Genomic DNA, 25,762 nt, shown 5'->3' with positions numbered 1-25,762 from the left:
AGCATGAAGTTGCTGCTCATCCGCCACGGACAAACCCCCGGTAACGTACTCGGCCAGCTGGACACGGCCCATCCGGGGCCCGGGCTCACGGAGCTGGGAGAGCGGCAGGCTGAAGCCATGGCACGGTCACTGGCCGATGAGCCGATCGCCGCCCTGTACGCCTCAACCCTGCTCCGCACGCAGATCACCGCGGCACCGCTGGCCCGGGTCCATGGCCTGGAAGTCGAGGTCCTGGACGGGCTGCACGAGATCGAAGCCGGGGCGCTTGAGAAACTGACCGACCACGAATCGCACATGCGGTACATGGGCACGGTGTTCGCGTGGGCTGCCGGAGACCTGGACCGCCGCATGCCGGCCGGGCCGGACGGCCACGAATTCTTCGAGCGGTTCGACGGCGCCATCACCAGGATTGCCGAACGCGCGGCCAACAACGGGGGTTCCGCCGCCGCTGCCGTGGTCAGCCACGGCGCCGCCATCCGCACCTGGGCCGGCCTCCGCGCTGCCGACGCGGACCATGAATTCGCTGCCAAGCATGTCCTGTCCAATACGGGCATCGTGGCCCTGGAAGGGGATCCGGACACAGGCTGGAGGCTGATCCACTGGGACGGCAGCCCCGTGGGTGGCCTTGCCATGGCCGACCCGACTGCCGAGGACCCGACGGGCGGGACCACGTAGCTGACCCGTTGGACCGCTGCCCGGTTGGCCGGCTTTACGCCGGCCGGGTGAGGGGAATTCTGCGGGCAGACCGTAGGGACAACAAGTGCGCCCGGCGCCGCCGGCCGGGTGGAACAAGCCTCGACGCCAAGGCTGCGGCTTCTGCGGCCGTGGGCCTGCCGGCGCCGTCCATGGCAGTGGCAGCGGCCAGGAGTTCGGACCAGCCGCGGCCCAGCATGCGTGGGATCTCGGGACTGCGCAGGGTTCGGGCCACCAGGGATTCCACTGCCGTGCCGGGATATGCCTTCCTCCCGGTCAGCAGCTCCAGCAGGACGAGCCCCAGGGCGTAGACGTCCCAGGACGGATGAACTGGCTCACCCGACGCCTGTTCGGGACTCATATAGTGGACCGTCCCTGAGGAGATCCCCGGTTCGGGTAAGGTCCCCGCGGGCGCAGCAATGCCAAAGTCGACGATTCTTACCGGGCTCCGCCGCAGTCCGCTGAGCATCAGGTTCGCAGGTTTGATGTCGCGGTGGACGAGGCCAACACCGTGCAGGTGGCTGATTCCGTCAAAGAGGTCCGTGGCCCAGGCGGCGACGTCGGCCCGGCGTGGCTCAGCACTCCGGAGGGTTTCCGAAAGGCTGGTGCCGAAGGCCAGTTCCTCGATCAGGAACGGCCGTCCGGCGCGGGCGCCGCCGGGGATGATGCCTTCCCCGACAAAGCCGACAATTGCGCGATGGTCGAGGGCAGCAAGGATTTTGGCCTCATTGCGGATCCTGTCACGCTGCTTGGCGCCGGCGTCCGCCGCAATCTTGACGGCGACGTCGCGTCCTCCGGCGACGTCGGTGGCACGATACACCTCCGCGAGTGAACCGCGGCCCAGCCGTTCCCGTAACCGGTAGCGTCCAAGGATGAGGTCACGTCCGCCCGCAACCCCGGATTCGCGGGACTCCACCGGCACTACGGCCAGCCCCGTCATGGCGTCAGGGCAGAAACAGGATCCGTGACAGTTGAGTAGCTGGCCAAGTACGTGGAATCCCAGGCGTCCAGCTGGAAGCCGCAGCCGCAGCGCCAGACAGGTGGCAGCCGGACGGGCTCGACAGGGGGACCGAAACTGTACCCGGTGGCAAGCCGGCCGGCTGCGGGCGTGCCGAGTTCCATGGGGCTGCCGCAGTGGACCGGCACTTCGGCCCCGGCGACGGACCCGACCGAGCCAACAATGGATTCCGGCTCACAGAATCCGGCAAGACTTACCAACGCACTCACGGCTCCTTTACACCCACGACCCGGGGACTAATCGTAAGCATACATATAACTAGGCAGGCTAGCTAATTTCAGGAGACGTCGTTTGCTCGCCAAGGGCGGAGGCCATGTGGCTGAGGAACTGCACCACGATGCGGGCTTCCTCGGCGCTGAGGTCTTCTGCAACCGCCATCATCCGCCGGTGCATGGCACCGAGGGTAACTTTCACTTCCTGGTCGGATTCGACGGTGGGAACAACGATCACCGAGCGGCGGTCCGTGGGGTGCGCCTCGCGTCGCACGTGTCCACTGGCCACCAGCCGGTCGATGAGCGACGTCGTTGACGCGCTGGTGATACCAAGGATCCGGCTCAGATCCTTTGGCACCACTGTCTCGCCGGAAGCCTGGGCCCTGAGGAGGAAGCGGAGGGCAAGGAGGTCCGTTTCGCCCATCCCCATGGAATCCCGGGTGGAACGCCGGATGGACTGTTCGGCCGTCCGGTAGTCGCGGAGCGCCTTCAGTACGGCCGCTCCGCTGTCCAGCTGGCCGCCGGGGCCGTACCAGTATCCGGATCCGTCACTCTGGGGTAAAACCATCAGATAATCCTAGTTCAACTGGTATCTCGACAGGCTTGCCATCTTCCCGGGATGCGGGTGACTCCGGACTAACCGGCCCAATCGCATCCACATGCACTGGACGGCACCCGCCCCTCCGGCCATGATGAAGGGTAGGCGCGGGGAGCGTTATCCCGGTAGCTCAGCGCGCGGTGGAGGCGCAGTGGCATGGCACGGACATCTGAACAGACTCCCGCAGATCCGCTGGAGCCGGACGCGGATTTCATTACCGCCTACTATGCCCACGTGGCGGCCGAGGACCTGCACAATTACGATCCCCTGACCCTTCGCGCCAGGGCAGCCCACCACCTGGAACTGGCGTCCCGGCGGCATCCCGGAGAGGCCGCCGTCGGGATCCTGAGCGAGCTGGACACCAGCGTGGTGGCGGTGGTCGCCGAAGACCTTCCGTACCTGGTCCAGTCGGTCACTGCTGAGCTCACCCGTGAAGACACACCGATCCGCCAGCTGGTCCACCCCACGTTCCAGGTCCGCCGCGACCCGGCTTCCCATGCGTTGCTGGAGGTCCTCCCGGGCCAGGTGCGGGAAGGCCTGGCTTCCGGCGCCGCCGCTCCAGAGGGCGCAACACAGGAGGTCTGGATCGGCATGGAAATCGGGCGGCTCGCCGATGCTGCCGCCGCCCGCGATCTAACGGAAAGGCTGCAGGCTGTCGTGGCGGACGTGCGGGCGGTGGCCCTCGACGAGGCTGCCATCCACGGCAAGCTGGCCGAGGCCCGGGCCGCCGCCGAAAATGCACCACCCCACGCTGTACCGACAGCCCGGCAGCTCCGTGACCTGCTCCGCTGGCTGGCGGAGGGCAACTTCGTGTTCCTGGGATACAGCCGGCATGGATTGACGACGGCGGATGGCCCGGAAAAGCTCGCCATCCGCCCGGGCTCGGGGCTAGGACTGCGGCGGCGGCCGCGTGCCTCCGCCGCAGCAGGTACGGAAACCGGTCCCGGCCGCGGGGAATCCGTCATGACCGAACCCCGGGTCCTGACGCTGGCCACGTCCGATGTGCGGTCCACGGTCCTGCGGGGCTCATACCTGGACGAGATCCGGCTGCAGACTTTCGACCCGGCAGGGAAAGCCAACGGGGAACACCGGTTCCTTGGTCTCTTCACACCCAGCGCCGAGCACCAGTCCGTCCGGCGGATTCCGGTGATCCGGGAAAAACTGGAGGAAGTCAGGGACCGGCTCGGGGCGGCGCCGGGTTCGCAGCAGGCCAGGGACCTGGTCACCGCCCTGGAGGCAATCCCGCGCGAGGTTCTCTTCCAGATCAGCATCGCTGACCTCAGCCGGCTGGCACGTGAAATCATGCGCGCCGAGCAGCTCCGCCAGACCAGGCTGTTCCTGCGGACCGACACCCTGGGCAAATTCGTGCTGGCGCTCGTTTTCTTCCCGCGCAGGCGCTACAGCACCGCAGTCCGGCTGCTGATGGAACAGGAATTCACGCACGCGTTCACGGCGGCTTCCATCGAATTCGAGGTGCGGCTGTCCGAATCCCCGATGGCACGGATCTTCTTCCGCATCGGGACTGAACGTACCCCCGCCGACGAATCTGCCGCGAAGGTGCGGGCGGCACCCGGCGGTCCGGCCGGCGTCGACCCTGCCCAGCTGGAGCGGGACCTGATCGCTGCCACCCGTTCGTGGCCGGAAGGCCTCGACGAACTCATCCGGGACCGCTTCCCGGCAACCGAGGCCGCGAGGATCTCCCGGCTGTGGTCCGATGCGTTTCCGCCGGCATACCGGGCGGACTACCGGCTGGAGGACGCGGTCCGGGACATCACCAACTTCGAGGCCTTCGACCTGGACGGCACCGGCGGCCGCCCGTACGGCGATCCGCTCCTGAGGGTGTCCCGGTCAGGGGGCGCCCCGGGGGAGGCCCGGATCCGGCTCTACCTGACGAGACCGCGCAGCCTGACCCAGATCCTGCCGTTCCTGCACAACCTGGGCCTGGAGGTCCTGGACCAGCGGCCATTCGAGATCCGGCGCGGGACCGCCCATGACCTGTTCCTGTACGACCTGGGCGTGCGGTACCCCGCCGGCGTGGACCCCGAAGCCACGAGCCAGCTGCTGGCCGATGCCTTCCGCGCCGCGATGCGCGGGGATATCGAGTCGGACGCCATAGACGCCCTGGTCATCAGGGAAGGCGTGGAATGGCGGCAGGCGGCAATCCTGCGCAGCTACGCGAAGTACCTCCAGCAGCTGGGAACCACCAATTCCTACGGCTTCATCGCGGACACGTTGAAAACCAATGTGCGGGCGACGCACGCGCTCCTCGCCCTGTTCCAGGCAAAGTTTGATCCCGCCCTGGACTCTGCCGCCCGCTTCCGGGAAACGGCCGCGGCGCGCACCGAAGTCCTGGCGGCCATCGAGGCCGTGCCTGTATTGGATGCCGACCGGCTGCTGCGAACGTTCATGAACCTCGTGGAATCCACCCTCCGCACCAACTTCTTCCAGGACAAGCCGCACCTGAGCTTCAAACTGACACCGGCCGCCATCATCAACGCCCCGTTCCCCCGGCCGAAGTATGAGATCTGGGTCTACTCACCCCGCGTCGAAGGGGTCCACCTGCGCTTCGGCGAACTGGCCCGCGGCGGGCTGCGCTGGTCCGAGCGGAGCGAAGATTTCCGCACGGAGGTGCTGGGCCTGGTCAAAGCGCAGAACCTGAAAAACTCCGTCATTGTCCCCACCGGCGCGAAGGGCGGTTTCTTCCCCAAGCGGCTGCCGGACCCCGCCGTGGACCGTGCGGGCTGGCTGGCGGAGGGGACCGAGTGCTACCGGATTTTCATCCGTGGGCTGCTGGACCTCACCGATAACCTTGTGGCCTCACAGGCCGGTGAAAAAATAGTGACGCCGCCCCGGGTGGTCCGCCATGACGGGGAGGACTACTACCTCGTTGTGGCGGCTGACAAGGGAACTGCCGCCTTTTCCGATACGGCGAACGCCGTGGCGCACGAATATGGTTTCTGGCTGGGGGACGCCTTCGCCTCAGGAGGCTCCGTGGGTTATGACCACAAGAAAATGGGCATCACGGCCCGCGGGGCCTGGGAATCGGCGAAGCAGCACTTCCGGGCATTGGGCATGGACCCGCAGTCCCAGGACTTCACCGTGGCCGGCGTCGGGGACATGAGCGGTGACGTGTTCGGGAACGGCATGCTGCTCTCCCGCCACATCAGGCTGGTGGCGGCCTTTGACCACCGCCATATCTTCCTCGACCCCACGCCCGACGCCGAAGCCTCCTTCCGCGAGCGCCAACGGCTTTTTGGCCTGGCCCGATCGTCCTGGGCTGACTACGATCCGTCTCTGATCAGCGAGGGCGGCGGCGTCCACCCACGGACTGCGAAGGCGATCGGCATCACCGAGCAGGTCCGGGCCTGCCTCGGCCTGCCCGCCGGCACATCAGCCCTCCCGCCGCACGCCCTCCTGCAGGCCATCCTGCGGGCGCCCGTTGACCTGCTCTATAACGGCGGGATCGGAACCTATGTCAAGGCGTCCTTCGAACGGCACCAGGACGTGGGCGACAAAGCCAATGACCCCATCAGGATCGACGGCAGCCAGGTACGCGCCCGGGTCATCGTTGAAGGCGGCAACCTGGGCATCACCCAGCGTGGCCGGATCGAGGCCGCCCTCACCGGGACGCTGCTGAACACGGATGCCATCGACAACTCCGCCGGCGTGGACTGTTCGGACCACGAGGTCAACATCAAAATCTTCATCGACCGAATGATCGCCGCGGGGCGCATGCCGGCAGCCGAACGCGGCGAGTACCTGCACTCCCTCACGGATGAAGTGTCCCGGCTGGTGCTCGCCAATAATGCGGACCAGAACATCCTCCTGCTCAACGACAGGCACCTGGTGCTCGAATGGAGTCCCGGGTTTGAGCGGCACATGGACTGGCTCGAGAACGCCTCGGAACTGGACCGCGAACAGGAAGCCCTCCCCAGCACCTGGCAGCTGCGCGAACGGCTCCGGTCCGGCAAGGGGCTGACCGCACCGGAGCTGTCCGTCCTTGCCGGCTACGCGAAGATCGAGCTGGCCAAGGAACTGACGTCCAGCGACCTGGCCGACGACCCGTGGTTCAAGGGAACGCTGCGCAGCTACTTCCCGCGCCAGGTATCGGAGCGTTTCGAAGCAGAGCTGGACTCGCATCCGCTCCGCCGCCAGATCATCTGCACTGTGGTGGCGAACGACATGATCAACCTCGGCGGAATCACCTTCGCCTTCCGGGCAAAGGAGGAAACCACCGCCACGGCCGCCGCGGTGGCACGGGCATTCGTGGTGGCACGCGAGGCCTACGACCTGCCCTGGATCATGGAGCGGCTTGCGGCCCTGCCGCCGGATTTCCCCAGCGACCAGGCTGCGGAAGTAGCCATCCACATGCGCCGGGTCCTTGACCGGGCCACCCGCTGGTACGTCACACACGACCACCGTGACCAGCCCATCGCGGCGGCCCTGGCCAGGATCATGCCCAGCCTGGAGCTGCTGCGCACGCGGACGTCGGATTACCTGCGGGGCTCAGACATCGACCGGGTGCAGGGGCGGCTCTCGCACTGGGACAGCGTGGGACTGCCCCACGACCTGGGCGCCCGCGCCTCGGATCTGCTGGAGAGCTTCGGCCTCCTGGACATCTCCCTGGTGTCCGAACAGGTCCACGAGCCGGTCCCCGCCATCGCCGACCTGTACTACACGGTCTTCCAAAGGATCGACGCCGCCGGCCTGCTCCTGCGCATCACGGACCTGCCGCGCCAAAGCCGCTGGGAGACGCTCGCCCGGGCAGCGCTGCGGGACGACGTCTATTCGGCCGTGGCCGACATGACAGTCTCGGTCATGCAAGCCAGTCCGGCGCCCGGGGCAGGCGGACCGGACGCGGTGGAACGCATCGTCGCGTGGGAGCGCGGACACCAGGAGCAGCTGGCACGGATCAAGGACACCTTTGCCGAGGTGACCGGGCCCGGGCAGGTGGACATCGCGTCCATCTCCGTGGCGCTGAAGCTCCTGCGCACCCTCGTGCGGCAGTAGCCACGCTTCAGAGGCGCCCACGCAGATGAACTGCGGCACCGCCGACTGTTCTCTGCACGCTTACGCGAAGGAAACACCGCGGTAACCGTGCCCTCCTAGGCTTATCAGGCATAACCCTTCGGCGAAACGAGGCAGCCATGCAGACCAATCCCCGACTCAACATCAGGCAGGTCACCTGGTCGAACCCCGTAGGTGCCGACCTGCGCAGGGCCCAGCAGGCGGAACTGGACGCCCGCTTTGGCACCCCTGACCACGAACCCGGCCCGCCGCCGTCGTCCGCTGACTGCGCCGTGTTCCTTGTGGCGTACGACAAGGGTTCCGGGCAGCCGGTGGGCTGTGGCGGCCTGAGGCTGCTGGACTCCACCACGGCGGAAATCAAGCGGCTGTACGTCCTGCCGTACACCCGGGGTTCGGGGGTGGCCAGCTCCATCCTCGCTGCGCTCGAGGCCGAGGCCTACAAGCAGGGGATCACGCGGATCAAGGCCGAGGCCGGGTCTGCGCAGCCGGACGGCCGGAACTTCTACGAAAACTCCGGTTTTGAGGGTGTGCCCAACTTCGGCCCGTACATCGGCGTGGCGCATTCCTACTGCTACGCGAAGACCATCGACTCGCACAGCGCCGCGCACACGGCCATGGCCTGACCGGCGGTGCGCCACGAGGCGGGGCGGCACCAGGCGGCCGGCGTCACACTGCGCCGGCCAGTGCGTTCCGCCCGCCGCCGTCGGCTAACCTCACCGTATGGAATCAGCAGACATCACTTTCCGGACGCGCAAATGGGTCCGGCCGGAGGACCTTAACGCCAATGGGACGCTGTTCGGCGGCAGCCTGCTGAAATGGATCGACGAGGAAGCGGCGATCTATGCCATCCTCCAGCTCGGCAACGGCCGCGCGGTGACAAAGTACATCTCCGAAATCAACTTCGTCAGCTCCGCTGTCCAGGGCGACCTGATCGAAATGGGCCTGACCGCCACCCGCTTCGGCCGCACCTCACTGACCATGCGGGCGGAGGTCCGCAACATGATCACGCGCCAGAGCATCCTCACCATCGAGGAAATCGTCTTTGTGAACCTCAGCCCGTCCGGCAAGCCCGAGCCGCACGGCTACACCGAGATCACCTACGACCGGGACAGGATCCCGACGCACCACCTCACGGAGACGCTCGCCCAGGACTGACGACGGCGGCACGCACCTTAGGCGGTCAGCCGGCGGAACCGCTGCCGACGGCGGCACGCACCTTAGGCGGTCAGCCGGCGGAACCGCTGCCGACGGCGGCACGTCCGTTGCGTCGTCGGGCAACGCTGAGCAGGCGGTCCCGCAGAGGCTGGGCGGCCTCCGCAAACGCGACGCGTCCCAGCGCCGCGGCCGCCAGGCTCAGTGCCCGGGTCCGCAGCCGCCGCTGCCGGTCGTAGGCACGCAGCGCCTGGTCTTCGGGCAGCGTGTTGAGGAGGCCGGCCAGTGTCACCGCGTCCACCAACGACTCGCACGCGCCACGGCCGAGAGTGGGGAGCATCGCGTGCGCGGCGTCGCCCACCAGGACAGTCCTGCCGCGGACGAAGGAACCAAGGTATGGGGTTGTCCAGATGCGCTGCGCGAGGGAGCCCGAGGCAGTGGCGGCAGCCAGCACCTGGCGTATGGCCGGCGCGTGCCCGGCGTAGCGCTCCCGTGCCTGTTCCAGGGCTGAGCCCACGTCGATGCCGTAGGGGCCCAGCCCGGACCGGTAGCTGGCGTACCAGAAGAACCCGTCCAGCGAGGGAACGATGCCGAACAGGTCGCCACGGCCCCAGTATTCGCCCAAGTGGTCCGGGTCGACCGGGGAAGGCACGGCCCCGCGCAAGGCAAAGTATGGGGTCAGCCGTGCGGCGGTGCGGGCACCCCAGGCCTCGCGGCGGACCACGCTGTGCACGCCGTCGGCCCCCACCACCAGGCTGCCGTTGGCCGGAATGTCCCTAACATGGCTGGTCATCCGGCGGACCGTCCCGGGCACGGCGGCATCGAGAAGCCGAAGCAGGTCAATCCGCGAAATACCGAACATCTCCCCGGCGTCGACGGTGACCCACGGCTCACCCCCGGCGTTCCGGACCGACGCGCTGCCAAGCACCGGGCTTGCCGCGCGCGCCTCCTCCAGGACCCCCAGCCGCGCCAGCGCCCGCTGGGCGTTAGGCCACATCCCCAGCGCGGTGCCGACGGTGGGCAGTTCCGGCCGCTTTTCGTAAACGGTCACGTGGAACCGCGCCGGGTCCAGGGAGGCAGCCAGTGCCAGCCCGGCAATTCCTCCACCAACGATCGAGATCGCTTCCATGGGCGCCATCCTACTACTTTTGTAGTGGACGGAAAAGGTCACTTACACTGGGCCCATGCCTGACCGCCGGACCCAACTCCTGGACGCCGCCTTGACCGTGGTGGCGGACAAGGGGATGAAGGGCCTCACCCACCGGGCCGTGGACGCCGCGGCGCAGCTGCCCCAGGGAACGACGTCGAACTACTACCGGAACCGCGCCGACCTCGTCGAAGCGGTACTGGACCGCCTGCTGGAGCTTGACGCCGCACTCCTGGCGGAACAGGGGCCCGCCGGTCCGCCGAAGGACGTTGAGGAGCTGGCAGCCCAACTGGCTGCCATGCTGCTGGCGCTGGCCGGGCAGCACGCGGGTCTCACCCGTGCCCGCCTGGCCCTGTCGCTGGACAAGCCCGAGGCGGTGACTGCCGGCCATTTCCGGCTGGTGGGAGGCCTGGAGCAGGCGCTGGCCGCCTTGGGCGTTGCAGACGCAGCGGGCCGGGCACGGGACTTGGCCGACTATGGCGACGGCGCGCTGCTCCACCTGCTCACCGTCAGGCGGGACGAGCAGCCGGATGCTGCGGCCATCGCTGCGGCCATCCGGCGGCTGCTGGCCCCCTGACGGGCGGGCCCGCTGCTACCGGGCGCCGGGCCAGCCGGTGTACGCCTCGGCCAGGTAGGCCATACCGTGCCGGGAGGAGACCACGGAGTTCAGTTCGCCGAGCTGGCGGGCGCGGGAGAAGTCGTCCGCGTCCACCGGCGTGTGCAGCATGGTGGTCATCCAGTAGGAGAACTGCTGGGCCTTCCACACCCGCTCCAGGGCACGGTCGCTGAAAGTGTCCAGGAGGTGGGTGGAGCCGGAGTTGTAGTAGCTGTCCAGTCCTTCGAAGAGCACCTTGACGTCGTGGATGGCCAGGTTCAGGCCCTTGGCGCCGGTGGGCGGAACGGTGTGCGCGGCGTCGCCGGCCAGGAACAGGTTGCCGTGGCGCATGGGGGTGTGCACAAAGCTGCGGAACGGCAGGACCATCTTGTCGATGACCGGGCCCTCCTTGAGTTCAAAGCCGTTGCCGTTGACCCGGCTGCGGAATTCCGCCCAGATCCTGTCGTCGTCCCAGTCGGCCACGTTCTCCTTGGGATCGCACTGGAAGTACATCCGCTGCACGGTCTCGGTCCGCTGGCTGATCAGGGCGAAGCCGTTGGCGGAGTTGGCATAGATCAGCTCATCGGCACTGTGCGGGGCCTCGGCCAGGATGCCGAACCAGGCGAACGGGTACTCGTGGAAGTACCACTTCCGGTTGGCTTCGGGGATCTGGAAGCGGCAGTGGCTGCGGGAACCGTCGGCACCCACCACGAATTCGGCCTGGATCTCGTATTCCACGCCCTCGGCGTCGGTGAACCACACCTTCGGCTTGCCTTCGAGGTCATGGACGCTGGTGTCCGTGACGCTGTAGCGGACGTCGCCGCCGTCGGACTTCCGGCGGGCGGCCAGGTCCAGGAAGACGTCCGTCTGCGGGTAGAGCCAGACGGACTCCCCCACGAGGTCCTTGAAGTCGACGCGGTGGCTTTCGCCGTTGAACCGCAGCTCGATGCCGTCGTGCCGGTCGCCGTCACGGAGCACGCGGTCCGAGACTCCGCTGTCCACCAGCATGTTGACCGTGCCGTGCTCCAGGATTCCGGCGCGGACTGTTTCGGAGATGTCCTTGTGGCTGCGGACCTCGATCACGGTGGAGTCGATGCCGGCCTTGGCCAGCAGGTGGGAAAGCATCAGCCCGGCGGGACCGGCCCCCATGATGGCCACCTGGGTGGTGATGATTGTGCGTGCTGCCATGGCGTGTTCTCGCTTCGTTGCGGGGCCCTTGGTGGTTGCGGGCCTGGTGGGTGCGTCTGGCTATCAGTGTGCAACCGGAGGCGTGACAGGCGTAACACCAATTCCATTCAACGGAAGATGGGCTTGGTATGTTTTAGTCACCCAGGCGCCGGGCGATGCCCCGCGCGGCAGTCTGCAGCGCGGGAACCAGGGCCTGCAGACGCATCTCCCGCAAAGGGACCACGACGCCGAGCGCCGCCACCGCACGCTGCCTCCCGTCAAGCACCGGCACGGCAATGCCCCACGTGTCCGGATCCACCACGCCGGCCAGCTGCGCGAAGCCCTGGAGTGCAGTTTCGCTGAGCAGTCCGCGCAACGCATCCCGGGTTACTTTTCCGGCCGGGTCCGAAAACTGGTCCAGGTATTCACCCTGCAGCGTTTTCCCCTGGTGGGCCATCAGGGCGAGCCCGGCGGAGGAGATGTGGACGGGCATCCTTCCGGCCACCCTGGCCCGGTTGGCCACGGATCCGCGGTGCGACAGCCGTTCCACAAAGAGCGCTTCCCAGCCGTCCAGGACGGCCAGGTTCACGTTCTGGTTCAGGACCTGCTGGATGTCCTCCATGAATGGCATGGCGGCCTGCCTGAGCGCCAACGTGGGTGAGTTGCGGTTCACCAGCTCCCAAAGCCGCAGCCCCAGCCGGACGGTTCCGCCAGCCCCGGTCTCGAGCAGGCCGTGGGCGGCCAGCTGCCGGACCAGCCGGTGCGCGGTGGTGAGCGGGAGCTCCGCGCGGGCGGCCAGATCGGACAGCTGGAGGCTGCTGACCCCCTCGGGGAAGGCGGAGATCACCCGCACCACACGGTCCACCACGGAATCCCCCGAGACTGAATTGGCCATGATCCATCGCTTCCATTGAATGGTGAAACTTGTTCCAGATTACACTCCCCGGTGATACAACTCTCAGTGAAGGTTGCACTGCCGCGCCCCGCGGCCCGGGTGCCGCCACGATTTTCCATCCACGATGTACCGAGGTTTGCAATGCCAATGACGCCAGTTCAACACCGCTCCCAATGGCCCGTGTGGCTTTGCTGGCTGGCCATGGTCCTTGACGGCTTCGACCTTGTGGTCCTGGGCACCGTCATCCCCACGCTGATCAAAACCCAGGACCTGGGCTTCGACGCCGTGGGCGCCACCTATGCCGCAACCATCTCACTGGTGGGTGTGGGAATCGGGGCGCTCTTCATCGCTCCGCTGTCCGACCGGTTCGGCCGGCGCCGGCTCCTGGTGGCCTGTGTCCTCTGGTTCTCCATCTTCACCATCGCGGTGGTGTTCGCCCCCAACGTTGCCGCCTTCGGCATTTTCCGTCTTCTGGCCGGGCTGGGCCTGGGCGCCTGCCTGCCGGCAGCACTTGCCTACATGAACGACTACGCCCCGGCAGGCAACGCCGGCAAGTCCACCACCCGCACCATGACCGGCTACCACGTGGGCGCCGTGGCGACGGCGTTCCTGGCCATCCTGGTGGTGCCGGACTGGCGGATCATGTTTGTGGTGGGCGGCCTGGCCGGCTTCGCCCTGGTGCCGTTCCTCTGGTTCAAGCTCCCCGAAACCCTGCCCCCGGTGCACGCCCACGCGGCGGCCAAGTCCCCCGGGGAAGCGGCGCAGGAACAGCCAGCGGAACCCGCCGCGGCCGAACAGCGCGCAAGCTTCCGCGACCTCGCCAAAAAGCCCTACCCGCTGGTGGCCGTGGCCATCGCCGTTGCCTCCTTCATGGGACTCCTGCTTGTGTACGGCCTGAACACCTGGCTGCCGCAGCTGATGGCCGCCGCAGGCTACACCGTCAGCACCGGCCTGGTGCTGCTGCTGGTCCTGAACGTTGGCGCCGTGGTTGGCCTCGTGGTGGCCGGCATCCTCGCGGACAAGCACGGCACCAAAAAGATCGTCCTGCTGTGGTTCGGCCTCTCCGCCGTGCTGCTGGCCATCCTCAGCGTCAGGATCCAGAGCGAACTGCGGCTCAACGCCGCAGTGTTCGTCACCGGCGTGTTTGTGTTCAGCTCCCAGGTGCTGGTCTACGCCTGGGTCAGCCAGCTGTTCCCGGCCCGGCTGCGAGCTACCGCCCTGGGCTTCGCGGCCGGTGTGGGCAGGTTCGGCGCCATCATGGGTCCGGCCGTCACCGGAACGCTGGTTGCCGCGGGCATCGCCTACCCCTGGGGGTTCTACGCCTTCGCCGCCGCGGCCGTCATCGCCGCTGTGGCGCTGGTGACCGTCCCCCACACCATCACCCCGGCACCCGCCCGGGCCGCCGCCGTCGGGCAGTCCGCGGACCTGCCGGGCAAGTAGCCGGGCGTCACGCCCGCCGGAGCCGCCGCCAGAGGGTCGGAGCCACCACTACGGCAATGCCGACGGCGGCTCCGATGACGGTCTCGATGATGCGGTCCCGGAGCAGGATGGCCGGGGAAGCCGGAACCACCAGCAGCGTGGAAATCAGGGCCAGCGGCGTGATGAAGACCTGCGCCACCAGGTATTGGCGGATGATGAACATTTCGGCGCCGAACTGGCAGAGTGCCATGACCAGTACGGTCTGCCACGGCTCGAGGCTGAGGAGAAGGATTCCGGCCAGGACCACCAGGCCCAGGACCGTGCCGATGATTCTCTGCACGCCGCGGCGGACGCGGTGCCGGGTGGTGTGGCCCACCAACGGGACGACCGCGGCCACCATCGCCCAGTAGTTATGGCCGAATCCCAGCCACTGCCCGGCCCACGTGGCGAGGGTTCCGGCCAGTCCGGCAGCCACCAGGTAGCCGGCGCCTTCCAGCCACGCCGCCCGACGCTCGTCGGGAGTGCGGCGAAGCGGGCGCGGCCAGGCCCAGGGCGTGCGGTGGCCGGGCAGCACCCGTGACGAGAAGCCGATCAGCAGGCACAACGCGGTGACCAGCACAGCCACCAGCATGCCTTCGGCGAGCGGCGGCTGGTTGGGGATGGAGGCGATGGCGGCGAACGCGAAGATGTGGAACAAGGAGCCCGCGGGCCGAAGCCGGAACCAGGAGATGGCCACCGAGCAGCCGCCCGCCACCAGCGTGGTGGCCAGGACCAGGAGCCACGTCGTGCCGGACTCATCCAGGCCCAGGGCTTCGCCTGCACGGGCGGCGAGCGATGCGAGCAGGATAACCAGCAGCATCAGCAGTCCGGCACGGAGCTGGAGTGCAAAGCGTGTGCCGTGCGGTTCGCCGCGGCCGTAGATTCCGGTGAAGGCGCCGAAGGACGCGAAAATAGCGAGGTCCAGGCGTCCCAGCAGCACCAGCGTGAGGAGCGGAACAAACACACCTACGGCGCACCGGAGGGCCGGGTGGTGGTCCTTGTTGCCGGGAGCGATGCTGAACATCTCCGCGATCATCTTCACGTGGTTAGGGCGCCTTCCTGCAGTCTGCATCTGACGGGCGGCCGCGCTGACGTCCACGTAAATCCTACGTGGCGGACCGTTCCCACGATCGGAATGGCGGGGCAACACCCCGAAACAGCACCACGTGATCCTTGAGAGATGAAGCCCACCGCAAGCAACCCTGCCGCGGCTGATTTGAGCTGCGAAGTCTGCGGCCTGATGCCGGAACCGACCAAGGCCCGCCTTACGGTGGCGAATATCGCCGTGATGCTTCCCATCGAGCTTCTCGTCCACGCCCTGGTGGTGGGGACCCATCTGCCTTATCTGGCCAAGGTGCTGGTGCTCACCCTCACGGCCACCGTCCTGGTGATCTGGGTGGCCGAGCCGTCCGCTGCCCGCGTCCTGCGGGGCTGGCTGCACGCACCGGCCCTGCGCCACCGCAGGAAGCTGGGCAAAGCCCCGTCGCTGTGGCGGGCGCGCACTGTGCTGCAGGACCAGCCGGGCTCGCTGCAGAAAATCACCCGGGCGCTGGCCCGCCTGGATACCAACATCCTGAGCATCCACGTACACCCCGTGGCCGGCGGCGTGCTGGACGAGTTTGTGCTCTCCGCGCCCGGGAACCTCAGCGAGCGCCAGCTGCTGGATGCGCTGCACGACGGCGGCGGAACCCGCTCGCACGTATGGCCCACCACGGCACTGGCCATGGCAGATGGCCAGACGAAGGCGCTGAGCCTGGCAGCCAGGATCGCCGACGCACCGGACGAGCTTCCGCTGGCGGTGGCCGAACTGCTGCGCGCCCGGATCCTCACCCCGGCGGAGGCGGTCCTGGAAAAGCACGACGCCGGGACCCGCCTGAAGGTCCCCACCGCCTGGCACGGACCCCTCACCTTTGTCCGGCCCGGCGAACCGTTCACGCCCGCCGAGTCAGCACGGGCACACCGGCTCGCGGAGCTCGCCGAAATCCTGGCGCACCGGCCTTCCGCTGGCAGCAAGCACTAGCCCAGCCAGTCACAATCCGTTTTTAGGGTCCTCCGCGGCGCAATTGCCGAAAACCCTTGACAGTGGCGCGGGTCACTCCTAACTTTGATTTTGGGATCCCAACACGGGATCCCAAATATGCAACACGCTTTCCGGCGCTCCCCAACGCGCCATCCGAAGCCCCGCTCTTCAATCCCCGCCCACCCCGCGGGCCTTATTTCCCATCCCGGATCCCTCCCCATCCGTAACTTCCCCGTGAAGGAGAAGCTGTGTCCATTCCGAACACCGAAACAGCACCCGCTGACGACACCCTGAATCCCGAGACCGGCACCGAACAGCAGAAGGACGGCGTGCAACGGCGCACCAACGTCCGCTGGAAGCTGTTCCTGCTGTTGCTGGTCCTCGTCGCCGTCAATTACATCGACCGCGGCTCCATCTCCGTGGCACTGCCCATCATCCAAAAGGAATTCAACCTGGCCCCGGAGCTCGTGGGCCTCCTGCTGTCCGCCTTCTTCTGGACCTACGCCCTGATGCAGATCCCGGTCGGCCTGCTGATCGACAAGTTCGGCCCGCGCAAGGTCATGACGGCCTCGTGCGTCGGCTGGGGCGCCGCAACCGCAGCCTCAGGCATGGCCGGAGGCTTCCTGAGCATGTTCATCGCCCGGCTCGGCATCGGCGTCACCGAGGCAGGCGTCATGCCCGCCGGCGGCAAGCTCAACGCCATCTGGATGCACAAGTCCGAGCGCGGCCGCGGTGCCACCATCCTGGACGCCGGCGCCCCGCTCGGCGCAGGACTGGGCGGCATCCTCATCGCCGGACTCATCGCCGCCACCGGCAGCTGGCGCAGTTCCTTCGTCATCGCCGGCGCGGCCACCGTGCTTATGGGCCTCGCGGTCTGGTGGTATGTCCGCGACAATCCGCGCCAGCACCGCGCCGTCAACGCCGCCGAGGCCGAGTACATCGAGGCTTCCCACGCCGCCGAGGACGCCGAGGCCGAACTCGACGGCAGCAAGGGCAAGCGTGCCCTGCTTCCCTACCTGAAGTTCCGTTCGTTCTGGGCCATGTGCTTCGGCTGGCTGGGCTTCAACGGCGTGTTCTACGGCCTGCTCACCTGGGGCCCGCTCTACCTCGCCCAGGCCAAGGGCTTTGACCTGAAGACCATCGGCTGGTCCACGTTCGTGATCTTCGGCGCCGGTTTCGTCGGCGAAATCATCGGCGGCCACATCGCCGACAAGTGGCGCAACTCCGGCGCCTCGGCCAACCTGGTCATGCGCACCCTGTTGGGCATCTCCAGCGTTGTGGTCATTGGCGGCCTGGTGGGCGTCACCATCGTGTCGGATCCGACGACGGCGGTTGTGCTGCTGTCCACGGTCATGTTCTTCCTCCGCTGGGTGGGCCTCTTCTGGAGCATCCCCTCCATCCTGGGCGGCCGGACGAACGCCGGGGTCCTGGGTGGCGCCATGAACTTCAGCGGCAACATCGCCGGTTTCGTCACCCCGATCGTGGTGGGCCTGATTGTCGGGGCCACCGGCTCCTACACGTGGGCGCTGCTGTACTTTGTTGGGTCCGCGATCATCATGGGCGCCTCCGTGCTGACCCTGAACTACAACAAGCGCCTCCCCGTCTAGCCCCGGACAAGCGCCAGGCGCCAGCACCACGCCGCGATTCCGATTTGGGATCCCAAAACCATTGACATGGACCTGTCCACGATCTACCGTCATATTTGGGATCCCAAATCAGCACTCGGTGGAGAATTCCTCACTTCCCACCCCACTTCCCACCCGGTTCTGTATCACCGACTCACCGCCCAGGAGGGCTAAATGTCGATCAACTCCCAAACCAAAGGTTCCGTTTCCGACGCCCCGGCGAAGGGCGGCGGGAACTCAATGAAGAGGGTCGTCGCCGCGAGCTTCGTCGGCACCACCCTTGAGTACTACGACTTCTTCGCATACAGCACAGCAGCAGCAATCGTCTTCCCCATCCTGTTCTTTCCGGGCTCAGAGCCCGCCACGGGCCTGCTGCTGGCCCTGGCCACGTATGCCGTGGGCTACGTCGTCCGTCCCCTCGGCGCAGCCATCTTCGGCCACTTCGGCGACAAGATCGGCCGGAAGAACGTCCTGGTCACCACGCTGCTGCTGATGGGCCTTGCGAGTGCCGCCGTCGGGCTCCTGCCCACGTACGAGAACATCGGCGTCTGGGCCCCCGTCCTCCTGGTTTCCCTCCGCTTCCTGCAGGGCATCGGCATCGGCGGCGAATGGGGCGGAGCCGCCCTCATGGTCACCGAGTCGGACAAGAGCGGCCGCCGCGGCTTCTTCGGCAGCCTGGTCCAGAGCGCGGCCCCCACCGGCCTGCTGCTGGCCACCGGCATCTTCACCCTGATGACCTCGGTGCTCGCCAAGGACGCCTTCCTGTCCTGGGGCTGGCGCATCCCGTTCCTGATCAGCTTCCTGCTGGTTGCCATCGGCCTCTACATCCGGATGAAGCTCGCCGAATCACCCGTCTTCGAAGCTGCAGAGAAGAAGGCCGACGAGAAAAAGCAGGAAGAGGTCAAGGCCCCGCTGCTCTACGTCTTCAAGCACTATAAGAAGGCCCTGGCCCTGGCCGTCGGCGCCCGGATCGGCAGCGACATCGCGTTCTACATCTTCGCCCTGTTCGTCCTCGTCTACGGCACCGAACACCTGGGCCTGCCCAAGAGCCTGGCGCTTGCGGCCTCCACCGTGTCCGCCGTCGCGCAGATGATCGCCATCCCGCTGTTCGGTGCGCTCTCAGACAAGGTTGGCCGCCGCCCGGTGATGATTGGCGGTGCCGTAGCCGGCATCATCTACAGCTTCGTGTTCATCGCAATGCTCAACTCCAGGGATCCGTTCCTGGTGATGATCGCCCCCGCCATCGGCCTGGTGATCGTGGCCGCGATGTACGCCCCCGTGGCGTCCTTCATCCCCGAGCTGTTCCCCACCAAGGTCCGCTACACCGGTGCGGCCGTCGGCTTCCAGCTGGCGGGCGTCTTCGGCGGCGGCTTCGCCCCGCTGATCGCCATCCAGCTGATCACCCTCACCAGCACCGGTTTCTCCGTGGCCGGGTACCTCTCCGCGGCCCTGCTGCTGATGGTCTACTGCGTCTTTGTTGCCAAGGAAACATCGAAGATCGCCATGACCGACGCCGGCAAGCTCACCGCCCCGGCAAAGTAGGGGTCCGCAAATGAACAACACCGTCCTGCCTCCCGCAGAACCCGCGAGCGAACAGCTGACCGGCCTGTCCATGGTCGAATGGGCCGCCGCCCTGCGGGAACGCCGGCTGACCGCCGTCGACTGCCTGGAACTGCACCTTGAGCGGATCGCCCAGGCGAATCCCGGCCTGAATGCCGTGGTCACCCTCAACCCGCTGGCCCGTGAAGAGGCCGAGGCTGCCGATGAGGCAGCGTCCGTGGGCCGGTTCCTTGGCCCGCTGCACGGGGTCCCGTTCACGGTGAAGGACACGCTGGCCACCAGGGGTTTGCGGACGACGGCGGGAAGTCCCCTTCTGGGGGACTACGTTCCGGAGCAGTCCGCGACGGCGGTCCGCCGCCTTCAGGAGGCGGGTGCGGTGTTGTTGGGCAAGGGCAACTGTTCGGAATTCGCGGTGGAAACGCACAGCCGCAACCCGGTCTTCGGAGACACCTGGAACCCCTGGGACACCCGCCTCACCTCGGGCGGTTCCACGGGCGGGGACAGCGCGGCCGTCGCCTCGGGCATGAGTGCCTTCGGGCTCGGCACCGACTTCGGCGGCTCCATCCGCTGGCCGGCGCACTGCACCGGCATCACCAGCCTGCGCCCCACCCCGGGCCTGGTCCCGGAGACCGGGCTGCTGCCCTATATTCCGCCGGCGGACGGCAGCCTTCCCGCCCCAAACTCGATGTCCGCCCTGCACCGGCTGGGCACCGTGGCCTGGCTGGCCCGCAGCGTGGATGACCTGGGCGTGCTGCTGGGCATCCTCGCCGGGCCGGACGGCGTCGATCCCTCCACCGTGCCGGTGCCCCTGGGCGGTCCGGTGGATTCCCTGGCCGGCATCACCGCAGCCTGGTTCGAGGACGAGGGCACCTTCCCCGTCCGGGACGATCTCGTGGCCGCTGTCCGCGGCGCAGCGGAGGTTCTCGAAGGCCTCGGCGTTCCCGTGACGCACGGCCGGCCGCCGGGCCTCGAGCGGGCAGCAGCTGCCTTCGTGGCGCTCCGCACAGCCGAGGGAATGCCCGAGGTCGTGAAGCTCGCCACGGACCGCGAGGACCAGTTGGGCAGCAACCTCCGCACGTCCCTGCTGGGTGGCACACCGGGCACGGTGGTTCAGTACCGCCGGGCCGCCGCGGAACGCGATGACATCCGCACCCAGGTCCTGGGCTTCATGGAAGAGCACAACATCCTGCTCCTCCCGGTGGCAAGCGTGCCGGCGTCGGATCCCCGGATCGGAAGCTTCACCGTCAAGGGCAAGGACATTCCCTGGACCGAACTGGGATCGTGCTGCCGGGCCATCAGCGTCCTCGGCTTCCCGGTGGCCGTGGTCCCGTGCGGGGTGTCCGAAGAAGGGCTGCCGGTGGGCATCCAGGTGGTGGGCCGGCCTTACCGCGACCGCGAGGTCCTGGCCGTGGCCGCGGCACTGGAACGGTCGTTTGGCCGCTTCAGCCCTCCCCAGTTCAGTTACCGGCGGGCGGACTGAACAGAAATGGATGCCGCCGAGGACGTAGAGTCACTCAAAAACCACGAATGGAGCAAAGATGCTGGCTGCACCTGAGAACCCCAACACGGACCGCCCCCTGCGGGAAGCCGTGCGCGATACCCTGCGCACCAGGATCTTCGAAGGGCATTACGCGCCCGGCACCCGGCTCGTGGAACGCGACCTTGCCGCGGAATTCAACGTCTCCCGGCTCCCGGTCAGGGAAGCCCTCCGGATGCTCCGCCAGGAAGGCCTCATCCGGGACCGCGCCTCCCGGGGCATGGAAGTCAGCGGACTGAGCGCCAAAGACGTCGAAGACCTCTTTGACGTCCGCCAGTCCCTCGAGGTCCTCGCCTGCCGCCTGGCCGCAGCCCGCGCCACCGAGGCAGACCTTGCCCAGCTCCAGGGCCTCCTGGACGAGGCGGACCGCTGCCTCGCCAAGGGCGCCATCATGGATGCCCACCGCGCCAACAGCGAATTCCACGATGCCATCACCCGCATCGCCAACAACGACTTCCTGCGTTCGGCACTGGAACCCCTCCAGGGCCGTATGCACTGGCTCTTCCGCCATGTCAGCGATCTCCCGGAACTGATCCAGGAACACCGTGAGCTCTACGGTGCCATCGCCAGCGGCGACCCGGAACGCGCAGCCGTCCAATCGGCGTCGCACATCGGCAAGTACCGCGAGCAGTTCCCCGAAGACTCCCCCGCAGCCGAACTCACCCTCCAACGGAAACGAACATGAAACTCCTCGTCATCAACCCCAACATCAGCAACGACGTCACCGCCCTGATCGAGGCCGAAGCCCTGCGCTCGGCCGGACCTGACACCGAGTTGGTCGTACGGACCGCCGGGCACGGCGTCGAGTACATCGAAACCCGCTTTGAATCCCTGATCGCCGCCGGCGCCGTCGCCGAGATCATCGCCGAGTATCACGGCCAGGTGGACGGCATCGTCGTAGCCGCCTTCGGCGATCCAGGGATGCCGGCCCTCAAGGAACTGGTGGACGTTCCGGTTATCGGCATCACCGAGGCCGCCCTCTGTGCCGCCGCCCTGCAGGGCCAGCGCTTCTCCATCATCGCCATCTCCGACCGCATCACCGCCTGGTACCGGGACTGCGTTGAACATTTCGGCCTCGGCGGCCGGCTGGCCTCCATCCGGTCCATCAACCAGAGCCTGAACTCGATCGGTTCCGTCCAGGCCGACTTCAAGGACACCCTCCTGGCACTCAGCCGGCAGGCCGTCGAGGAGGACGGCGCCGACGTCGTGATCCTTGCAGGTGCCCCGCTCGCCGGACTGGCCCGTGACCTTGAGGGGCAGATCCCCGTTCCCGTGGTGGACGGAATCTCCGCCGGCATCCGGATGACCGAAGCCGTCGTGGCCCTGCAGTCCGGCTTCCACCGGCAGGGCGCGTTCGCCCCGCCGCCCGTCAAGCGCCGCAGCGGACTCTCCCAAAACCTCGACGCCGCCCTGGCCGCCGCGCAGGCCAACGTCACTGCCACCGCCACCGCCACGCAGAAGTAGGAGGACAACGATGTCCCACACGCCAGATCTCGTCATCGCCCACGGCACCGTGGTCAACAGTTTCGGCCGGCAGGCTGCCCACGTGGTGGTCGACGGCGGCCGCATCGTGCAGCTCGTCGACGCCGCCGAACCCGTCCCCGCAGCCACCCGCACCGTGGACGCCAGCGGCCAGCTGGTGATCCCGGGCGGCGTTGACGCCCACTGCCACGTGGCCCAGGTGACCGGCCGCTTCCGCACCCTGGACGACTACTGCACCACCTCCACGGCCGCCCTGTGGGGCGGCACCACCACCATCATCGACTTCGGCATCCCCCGCGACGCCCAGGAAACCCCGCTGGACGCCGTGCTGAACAAGAAGCGGCTGGCCACCGAATCGCGCTGCGACGTGGCCCTGCACGGCTCCGTGGTCAGCTGGGACGAAACCGTGCCCTGGCAGCTGGAGCAGCTCGCCGCCGAAGGTGTGCGCTCCGTGAAGATGTACACCACCAACCGCGGCTCCACCATGGCAGACGGCGACACCATCCTGAAGGTCATGCGTGAAATGGTCCGCCTGGACGGCCTCACCTACATCCACGCCGAACACGATGCCATCATTGCCGACTGCACCGAGCAGCACGCCGCGGACGGCCGGATCGGGATCGAACACCTGCACCGCACCCGGCCGGAGCTGGCCGAGGAAACCTCCGTCAAGGAAACCCTCGCCATGGCCGAATACACCGGAGCGCCCGTGTACTTCGTGCACCAGTCAACGCCCGGGGCCGTGGACCTGGTCACCGAAGCCCGCGGGCGCGGCCAGGAAGCCTATTCCGAGACCTGCCCGCACTACCTGACCCTCGACGACACCGTCTACGGCGGCGCCTTCCCGGAGTGGTACGCCTGCTGCCCGCCCATTCGCAGCGCCGAAACAGTCGCCGCCCTCAAGGAACGCCTCGCCGCCGGGGCCATCCACACCGTGGCCTCGGACCACTCCTGCTACGACCTCTCGCAGAAACGCGAGCGCACGGACGACGTCCGCTTCATGCCGCACGGCCTGCCCGGCGTCGAGACCCGCATGCCCGTGACCTTCACGGCGCTCGTCTCCGAAGCGGGCGGTTCCGTGGAGGACTTCGTGGAGGTCTTCTCCGCGGGCCCGGCCCGGATCAACGCGGTGCCGCGCAAGGGCGCCATCGTGGAAGGGTTCGACGCCGACCTGGTGATCTTCGATCCCGCCACGGAACGCGCCGTCGACGGCGGTGCCCTGCACATGGGAACTGATTTCTCGCCGTTCGAGGGGAAGGCGCTCACCGGCTGGCCCGCCGCCGTCGTCTCCGCCGGGCGCGTGGTGGTGGACGATGCCGGCTTCCAGGATCCCGGCCCCGTGGGCCGCTTCGTGGCCCGCAACGGGTTCACCGAACACCGCGACGCGCTGTCGCCGCTGACCCCCGCATCACCCGCCACCGCCGTCGAATCCGCTATTACTCTCTAGGAGCCCCATGCCAACCGCAGCACGCAAGACCCGCATCGGCATGATCGTGCCGTCCTCCAATACCTGCCTGGAGCCGCAGAGCTACCGCATCCTGGGCGACCGGGACGACGTCACCATCCACTTCACCCGGATTCCCGTCACCCGGATCGCCCTGGATGACTCCTCGGACAAGCAGTTCGACCCCGCCGTCATGCGCACCGCCGCCGAGCTGCTGGCAACGGCCGACGTGGACGTCATCGCCTGGAACGGCACGTCCGGCTCGTGGCTCGGCGCGGACCACGACCGGGAGCTGGTCGCCGAAATCGTGGATGCGACGGGCATCCCCGCCACCACCTCCACGCTCGCCTACCTGGAGGCTTTCGAGTCCTTCGGCACGGAGCGGATCGGGCTTTTCACGCCATACACGGAGGACGTCAACCGCGCGGTCATGGACTCCTACCAGCGGGACGGAATCAAAACCATCGGCCACCGCGCCCTGGGACTCAGCGACAACGAGTCCTTCGCCCGGGTCACGGACGACGAGATGCGGCCGGGGTCGCTGGAGCTGGCCGCCGCCCGGCCGGATGCCCTGGTCTACCTCTGCACCAACCTGTACGGCGCCAACATCGCCGCGGACGTGGAGGCAGAGACCGGCGTTCCGGTGCTGGACTCCGTGGCCGTGACGCTGTGGCACTGCCTCAAACTTGCCGGGTCCCCCTTGCTCGCACCGAGGTGGGGCAGGCTGCTGGCCGGCTAAACGCCCGGCAAACTGCGGCTCAGCGGCCTGCAGTTCCAGCAGCCCAGTCAAGAACCGACGGCGGCCCGCCCACTGGGAGCGGGCCGCCGTCGAAACCCTTTAACGCCTGTGCCCGGGCTATCTGGGCCCGGGCTGCCGGAGTTCCGGCGGCCGGCTGGGTTACAGCCGGATCGTGAGGGCGGACGGCTCCAGGGTCATCAGGACATGCTTGCCCTCGCCCTCGTGGTCGCCGTCGAGCTGGTAATCGTCGTTGTGCTCCAGCGTGATCTCCACGGATTTGCCCTGGAAGTATTCAACGGACGTGTCCTTGCCCTTCCCCTTGCCGATCATGCCGGCGATCACGGAGAACCAGCCGAGCTTGCCCCGGGGCGCCAGGACCACCACGTCGAGGAGGCCATCGTCCACCTTGGCGTCGGGGAAGATCTCCAGGCCGCCCTGGACCTTGCCGCAGTTGCCCACCATGACGCTGCGGACCCGGCGGTGGACCACGGGCTCGCCGTCGATCTGGATGGTGGCCTTGACCGGCTTGCCCGGCAGGTTCCGGATGCCGGCGTCCACGTAGGCCAGCCAGCCCACCTTGTCCTTGAGGTCCTCGTTGGTGTCCGCCATGATGGTGGCGTCGTACCCCACGCCGGCCATTACCAGGAACAGCTGCTCCTTGTCGGGGTCGTTCCGGCGGGCGCGGACGACGTCGATTTTCCGCTCGGTTCCCGCCAGCGCACCGGCCATGGCGCCGTCGAAGTCCGTGACGTCCATGCCCAGGTTGCGGGCCAGCAGGTTCCCCGTGCCGAACGGGAGCAGCCCCATGGGCACGTCCCCGCCGGCAAGGACCTCGGCCACGCACCGCACGGTGCCGTCGCCGCCGGCGGCAATAACGACGGCGGCGCCCTGCTCAAGCGCGTCCTTCGCCTGTCCGACGCCCGGGTCCTCCTTGGTGGTCTCCAGCCAGATGGGCTCGCCCCACCCGTTCGCCGAGCAGTGCTTCGCTGCCAGGGCGCGCACGTCCACGTCCACCGGCTTGGCAGGATTGATGATGATCGCCGCGCGTTTGGGGGCTTCGGAGCTGTTGGCTGTCATGATGTCCTTCGGTGACGTGGAAAGTGGCTGGCGGTGTTAGAGGCGGTTTTCTGTTTCCCGGGCACGGGCTTCCTGGTTCCGGGCGTTAATCCGGGACGACCGCACGATGGTGAAGACACCGATGGCATCAACCACGGCGATGACGGCGATCATCCAGAACAGCCCCTGGCCAGCCACCAGGACCATGCCGATGACTCCGGTGACCACCGTCATGATGACCGGCATCAGCCAGACGGGACGGGCCGGCCGGGCTGCGGTAGCCGCGCCGGGCGGGGTCTGCGGGTTGGTCATGGGGATGGCTCCTCGTGAAAAGTC

General features: G+C 67.6%; 23 protein-coding genes. 14 read left to right on the top strand and 9 right to left on the bottom strand.

Translation table 11 applies throughout. The features are described from left to right. The first annotated feature begins 3 nt into the window (after positions 1 to 3). Positions 4 to 675, top strand: a complete 672-nt coding sequence (locus J2X42_RS15670) for a histidine phosphatase family protein (protein ID WP_310166682.1) — start codon at positions 4 to 6, stop codon at positions 673 to 675. A gap of 34 nt (positions 676 to 709) precedes the next feature. On the opposite strand, the gene J2X42_RS15665 is transcribed toward J2X42_RS15670, so the two are convergent. The 3 genes from J2X42_RS15665 to J2X42_RS15655 are packed head-to-tail and all read right to left on the bottom strand — an operon-like array spanning position 710 to position 2,491. Then, positions 710 to 1,633 carry a serine/threonine-protein kinase gene (locus J2X42_RS15665; RefSeq protein WP_310166681.1) on the bottom strand — a complete coding sequence of 308 codons (924 nt, stop codon included), beginning with the start codon at positions 1,631 to 1,633 and terminating at the stop codon, positions 710 to 712. Continuing rightward, on the bottom strand, positions 1,630 to 1,920 hold the full coding sequence (locus tag J2X42_RS15660; protein ID WP_310166680.1) for a hypothetical protein: 291 nt from the start codon (positions 1,918 to 1,920) through the stop codon (positions 1,630 to 1,632). The genes J2X42_RS15665 and J2X42_RS15660 overlap by 4 nt, the downstream gene beginning before the upstream one ends. 58 nt (positions 1,921 to 1,978) lie before the next feature. Next, complete coding sequence (locus J2X42_RS15655) at positions 1,979 to 2,491, bottom strand: MarR family transcriptional regulator (protein ID WP_310166678.1); 513 nt, start codon at positions 2,489 to 2,491, stop codon at positions 1,979 to 1,981. Between the two features lie 186 nt (positions 2,492 to 2,677). On the opposite strand from J2X42_RS15655, the gene J2X42_RS15650 reads away from it, so the two are divergent. The 3 genes from J2X42_RS15650 to J2X42_RS15640 all read left to right on the top strand — a co-directional run bounded on the left by J2X42_RS15650 (position 2,678) and on the right by J2X42_RS15640 (position 8,704). Beyond that, positions 2,678 to 7,531, top strand: a complete 4,854-nt coding sequence (locus tag J2X42_RS15650) for an NAD-glutamate dehydrogenase (protein WP_310166675.1) — start codon at positions 2,678 to 2,680, stop codon at positions 7,529 to 7,531. Positions 7,532 to 7,668: 137 nt separating this feature from the next. Continuing rightward, positions 7,669 to 8,172 (top strand): GNAT family N-acetyltransferase, encoded by a 504-nt coding sequence (locus J2X42_RS15645; protein ID WP_310166672.1) that lies wholly within the window; start codon positions 7,669 to 7,671, stop codon positions 8,170 to 8,172. Between the two features lie 97 nt (positions 8,173 to 8,269). After that, positions 8,270 to 8,704, top strand: coding sequence for an acyl-CoA thioesterase (locus tag J2X42_RS15640; RefSeq protein WP_131131939.1), 435 nt, complete (start codon positions 8,270 to 8,272; stop codon positions 8,702 to 8,704). Positions 8,705 to 8,774: 70 nt separating this feature from the next. On the opposite strand, the gene J2X42_RS15635 is transcribed toward J2X42_RS15640, so the two are convergent. Then, positions 8,775 to 9,830: an FAD-dependent monooxygenase gene (locus tag J2X42_RS15635; RefSeq protein WP_310166669.1), complete on the bottom strand. Its 1,056-nt coding sequence runs from the start codon at positions 9,828 to 9,830 to the stop codon at positions 8,775 to 8,777. Positions 9,831 to 9,885: 55 nt separating this feature from the next. Here J2X42_RS15635 and J2X42_RS15630 point away from each other — a divergent pair, with 55 nt between their 5' ends. Continuing rightward, positions 9,886 to 10,425, top strand: coding sequence for a TetR family transcriptional regulator (locus J2X42_RS15630; protein WP_310166667.1), 540 nt, complete (start codon positions 9,886 to 9,888; stop codon positions 10,423 to 10,425). Between the two features lie 15 nt (positions 10,426 to 10,440). On the opposite strand, the gene J2X42_RS15625 is transcribed toward J2X42_RS15630, so the two are convergent. Further along, positions 10,441 to 11,631, bottom strand: coding sequence for a 4-hydroxybenzoate 3-monooxygenase (locus J2X42_RS15625; protein WP_310166665.1), 1,191 nt, complete (start codon positions 11,629 to 11,631; stop codon positions 10,441 to 10,443). Between the two features lie 133 nt (positions 11,632 to 11,764). Further along, positions 11,765 to 12,505: an IclR family transcriptional regulator gene (locus J2X42_RS15620; protein WP_310166664.1), complete on the bottom strand. Its 741-nt coding sequence runs from the start codon at positions 12,503 to 12,505 to the stop codon at positions 11,765 to 11,767. A 141-nt stretch (positions 12,506 to 12,646) separates the two neighbouring features. Here J2X42_RS15620 and J2X42_RS15615 point away from each other — a divergent pair, with 141 nt between their 5' ends. Continuing rightward, positions 12,647 to 13,945 carry an aromatic acid/H+ symport family MFS transporter gene (locus J2X42_RS15615; protein ID WP_310166661.1) on the top strand — a complete coding sequence of 433 codons (1,299 nt, stop codon included), beginning with the start codon at positions 12,647 to 12,649 and terminating at the stop codon, positions 13,943 to 13,945. Between the two features lie 7 nt (positions 13,946 to 13,952). Here J2X42_RS15615 and J2X42_RS15610 read toward each other — a convergent pair whose 3' ends face one another. Then, positions 13,953 to 15,005 carry an FUSC family protein gene (locus tag J2X42_RS15610; RefSeq protein ID WP_310166660.1) on the bottom strand — a complete coding sequence of 351 codons (1,053 nt, stop codon included), beginning with the start codon at positions 15,003 to 15,005 and terminating at the stop codon, positions 13,953 to 13,955. Between the two features lie 138 nt (positions 15,006 to 15,143). On the opposite strand from J2X42_RS15610, the gene J2X42_RS15605 reads away from it, so the two are divergent. The 8 genes from J2X42_RS15605 (at position 15,144) to J2X42_RS15570 (ending at position 24,370) form a co-directional block, all read left to right on the top strand. Then, positions 15,144 to 15,983, top strand: a complete 840-nt coding sequence (locus J2X42_RS15605; RefSeq protein ID WP_310166659.1) for an ACT domain-containing protein — start codon at positions 15,144 to 15,146, stop codon at positions 15,981 to 15,983. A gap of 248 nt (positions 15,984 to 16,231) precedes the next feature. Further along, entirely contained in the window at positions 16,232 to 17,590 is a 1,359-nt protein-coding gene (locus tag J2X42_RS15600; RefSeq protein ID WP_310166656.1) for an MFS transporter, read from the top strand. A gap of 192 nt (positions 17,591 to 17,782) precedes the next feature. Continuing rightward, positions 17,783 to 19,150, top strand: a complete 1,368-nt coding sequence (locus J2X42_RS15595) for an MFS transporter (RefSeq protein ID WP_310166653.1) — start codon at positions 17,783 to 17,785, stop codon at positions 19,148 to 19,150. Positions 19,151 to 19,160: 10 nt separating this feature from the next. Then, positions 19,161 to 20,648: an amidase gene (locus J2X42_RS15590; RefSeq protein WP_310166650.1), complete on the top strand. Its 1,488-nt coding sequence runs from the start codon at positions 19,161 to 19,163 to the stop codon at positions 20,646 to 20,648. A 58-nt stretch (positions 20,649 to 20,706) separates the two neighbouring features. Continuing rightward, positions 20,707 to 21,390 (top strand): GntR family transcriptional regulator, encoded by a 684-nt coding sequence (locus tag J2X42_RS15585; RefSeq protein WP_310166648.1) that lies wholly within the window; start codon positions 20,707 to 20,709, stop codon positions 21,388 to 21,390. Beyond that, complete coding sequence (locus J2X42_RS15580) at positions 21,387 to 22,169, top strand: aspartate/glutamate racemase family protein (RefSeq protein ID WP_310166646.1); 783 nt, start codon at positions 21,387 to 21,389, stop codon at positions 22,167 to 22,169. The genes J2X42_RS15585 and J2X42_RS15580 overlap by 4 nt, the downstream gene beginning before the upstream one ends. A gap of 10 nt (positions 22,170 to 22,179) precedes the next feature. Then, positions 22,180 to 23,634, top strand: a complete 1,455-nt coding sequence (locus J2X42_RS15575; protein WP_310166642.1) for an amidohydrolase family protein — start codon at positions 22,180 to 22,182, stop codon at positions 23,632 to 23,634. 7 nt (positions 23,635 to 23,641) lie between these two features. Then, entirely contained in the window at positions 23,642 to 24,370 is a 729-nt protein-coding gene (locus J2X42_RS15570) for an aspartate/glutamate racemase family protein (RefSeq protein ID WP_310166641.1), read from the top strand. 159 nt (positions 24,371 to 24,529) lie between these two features. On the opposite strand, the gene J2X42_RS15565 is transcribed toward J2X42_RS15570, so the two are convergent. After that, on the bottom strand, positions 24,530 to 25,447 hold the full coding sequence (locus J2X42_RS15565; protein WP_310166639.1) for a diacylglycerol kinase family protein: 918 nt from the start codon (positions 25,445 to 25,447) through the stop codon (positions 24,530 to 24,532). A 36-nt stretch (positions 25,448 to 25,483) separates the two neighbouring features. After that, a complete protein-coding gene (locus J2X42_RS15560) occupies positions 25,484 to 25,738 on the bottom strand; it encodes a hypothetical protein (protein ID WP_310166637.1) in 255 nt (84 codons plus the stop codon). Positions 25,739 to 25,762 lie beyond the last annotated feature (24 nt).

The organism is Arthrobacter sp. BE255, from assembly GCF_031457335.1.
Classification (GTDB): domain Bacteria; phylum Actinomycetota; class Actinomycetes; order Actinomycetales; family Micrococcaceae; genus Arthrobacter.
This window is presented reverse-complemented; position numbering and strand designations above follow the sequence as displayed.

Coding starts and splice junctions, on each gene's coding strand:
- J2X42_RS15655 (WP_310166678.1), bottom strand. CDS start 2,491: ATGGTTTTACCCCAGAGTGACGGATCCGGATACTGGTACGGCCCCGGC.
- J2X42_RS15635 (WP_310166669.1), bottom strand. CDS start 9,830: ATGGAAGCGATCTCGATCGTTGGTGGAGGAATTGCCGGGCTGGCACTG.
- J2X42_RS15575 (WP_310166642.1), top strand. CDS start 22,180: ATGTCCCACACGCCAGATCTCGTCATCGCCCACGGCACCGTGGTCAAC.
- J2X42_RS15580 (WP_310166646.1), top strand. CDS start 21,387: ATGAAACTCCTCGTCATCAACCCCAACATCAGCAACGACGTCACCGCC.
- J2X42_RS15565 (WP_310166639.1), bottom strand. CDS start 25,447: ATGACAGCCAACAGCTCCGAAGCCCCCAAACGCGCGGCGATCATCATC.
- J2X42_RS15615 (WP_310166661.1), top strand. CDS start 12,647: ATGCCAATGACGCCAGTTCAACACCGCTCCCAATGGCCCGTGTGGCTT.
- J2X42_RS15585 (WP_310166648.1), top strand. CDS start 20,707: ATGCTGGCTGCACCTGAGAACCCCAACACGGACCGCCCCCTGCGGGAA.
- J2X42_RS15650 (WP_310166675.1), top strand. CDS start 2,678: ATGGCACGGACATCTGAACAGACTCCCGCAGATCCGCTGGAGCCGGAC.
- J2X42_RS15665 (WP_310166681.1), bottom strand. CDS start 1,633: ATGACGGGGCTGGCCGTAGTGCCGGTGGAGTCCCGCGAATCCGGGGTT.
- J2X42_RS15620 (WP_310166664.1), bottom strand. CDS start 12,505: ATGGCCAATTCAGTCTCGGGGGATTCCGTGGTGGACCGTGTGGTGCGG.
- J2X42_RS15570 (WP_310166641.1), top strand. CDS start 23,642: ATGCCAACCGCAGCACGCAAGACCCGCATCGGCATGATCGTGCCGTCC.
- J2X42_RS15625 (WP_310166665.1), bottom strand. CDS start 11,631: ATGGCAGCACGCACAATCATCACCACCCAGGTGGCCATCATGGGGGCC.
- J2X42_RS15560 (WP_310166637.1), bottom strand. CDS start 25,738: ATGACCAACCCGCAGACCCCGCCCGGCGCGGCTACCGCAGCCCGGCCG.
- J2X42_RS15630 (WP_310166667.1), top strand. CDS start 9,886: ATGCCTGACCGCCGGACCCAACTCCTGGACGCCGCCTTGACCGTGGTG.
- J2X42_RS15595 (WP_310166653.1), top strand. CDS start 17,783: ATGTCGATCAACTCCCAAACCAAAGGTTCCGTTTCCGACGCCCCGGCG.
- J2X42_RS15605 (WP_310166659.1), top strand. CDS start 15,144: ATGAAGCCCACCGCAAGCAACCCTGCCGCGGCTGATTTGAGCTGCGAA.
- J2X42_RS15590 (WP_310166650.1), top strand. CDS start 19,161: ATGAACAACACCGTCCTGCCTCCCGCAGAACCCGCGAGCGAACAGCTG.
- J2X42_RS15645 (WP_310166672.1), top strand. CDS start 7,669: ATGCAGACCAATCCCCGACTCAACATCAGGCAGGTCACCTGGTCGAAC.
- J2X42_RS15670 (WP_310166682.1), top strand. CDS start 4: ATGAAGTTGCTGCTCATCCGCCACGGACAAACCCCCGGTAACGTACTC.
- J2X42_RS15640 (WP_131131939.1), top strand. CDS start 8,270: ATGGAATCAGCAGACATCACTTTCCGGACGCGCAAATGGGTCCGGCCG.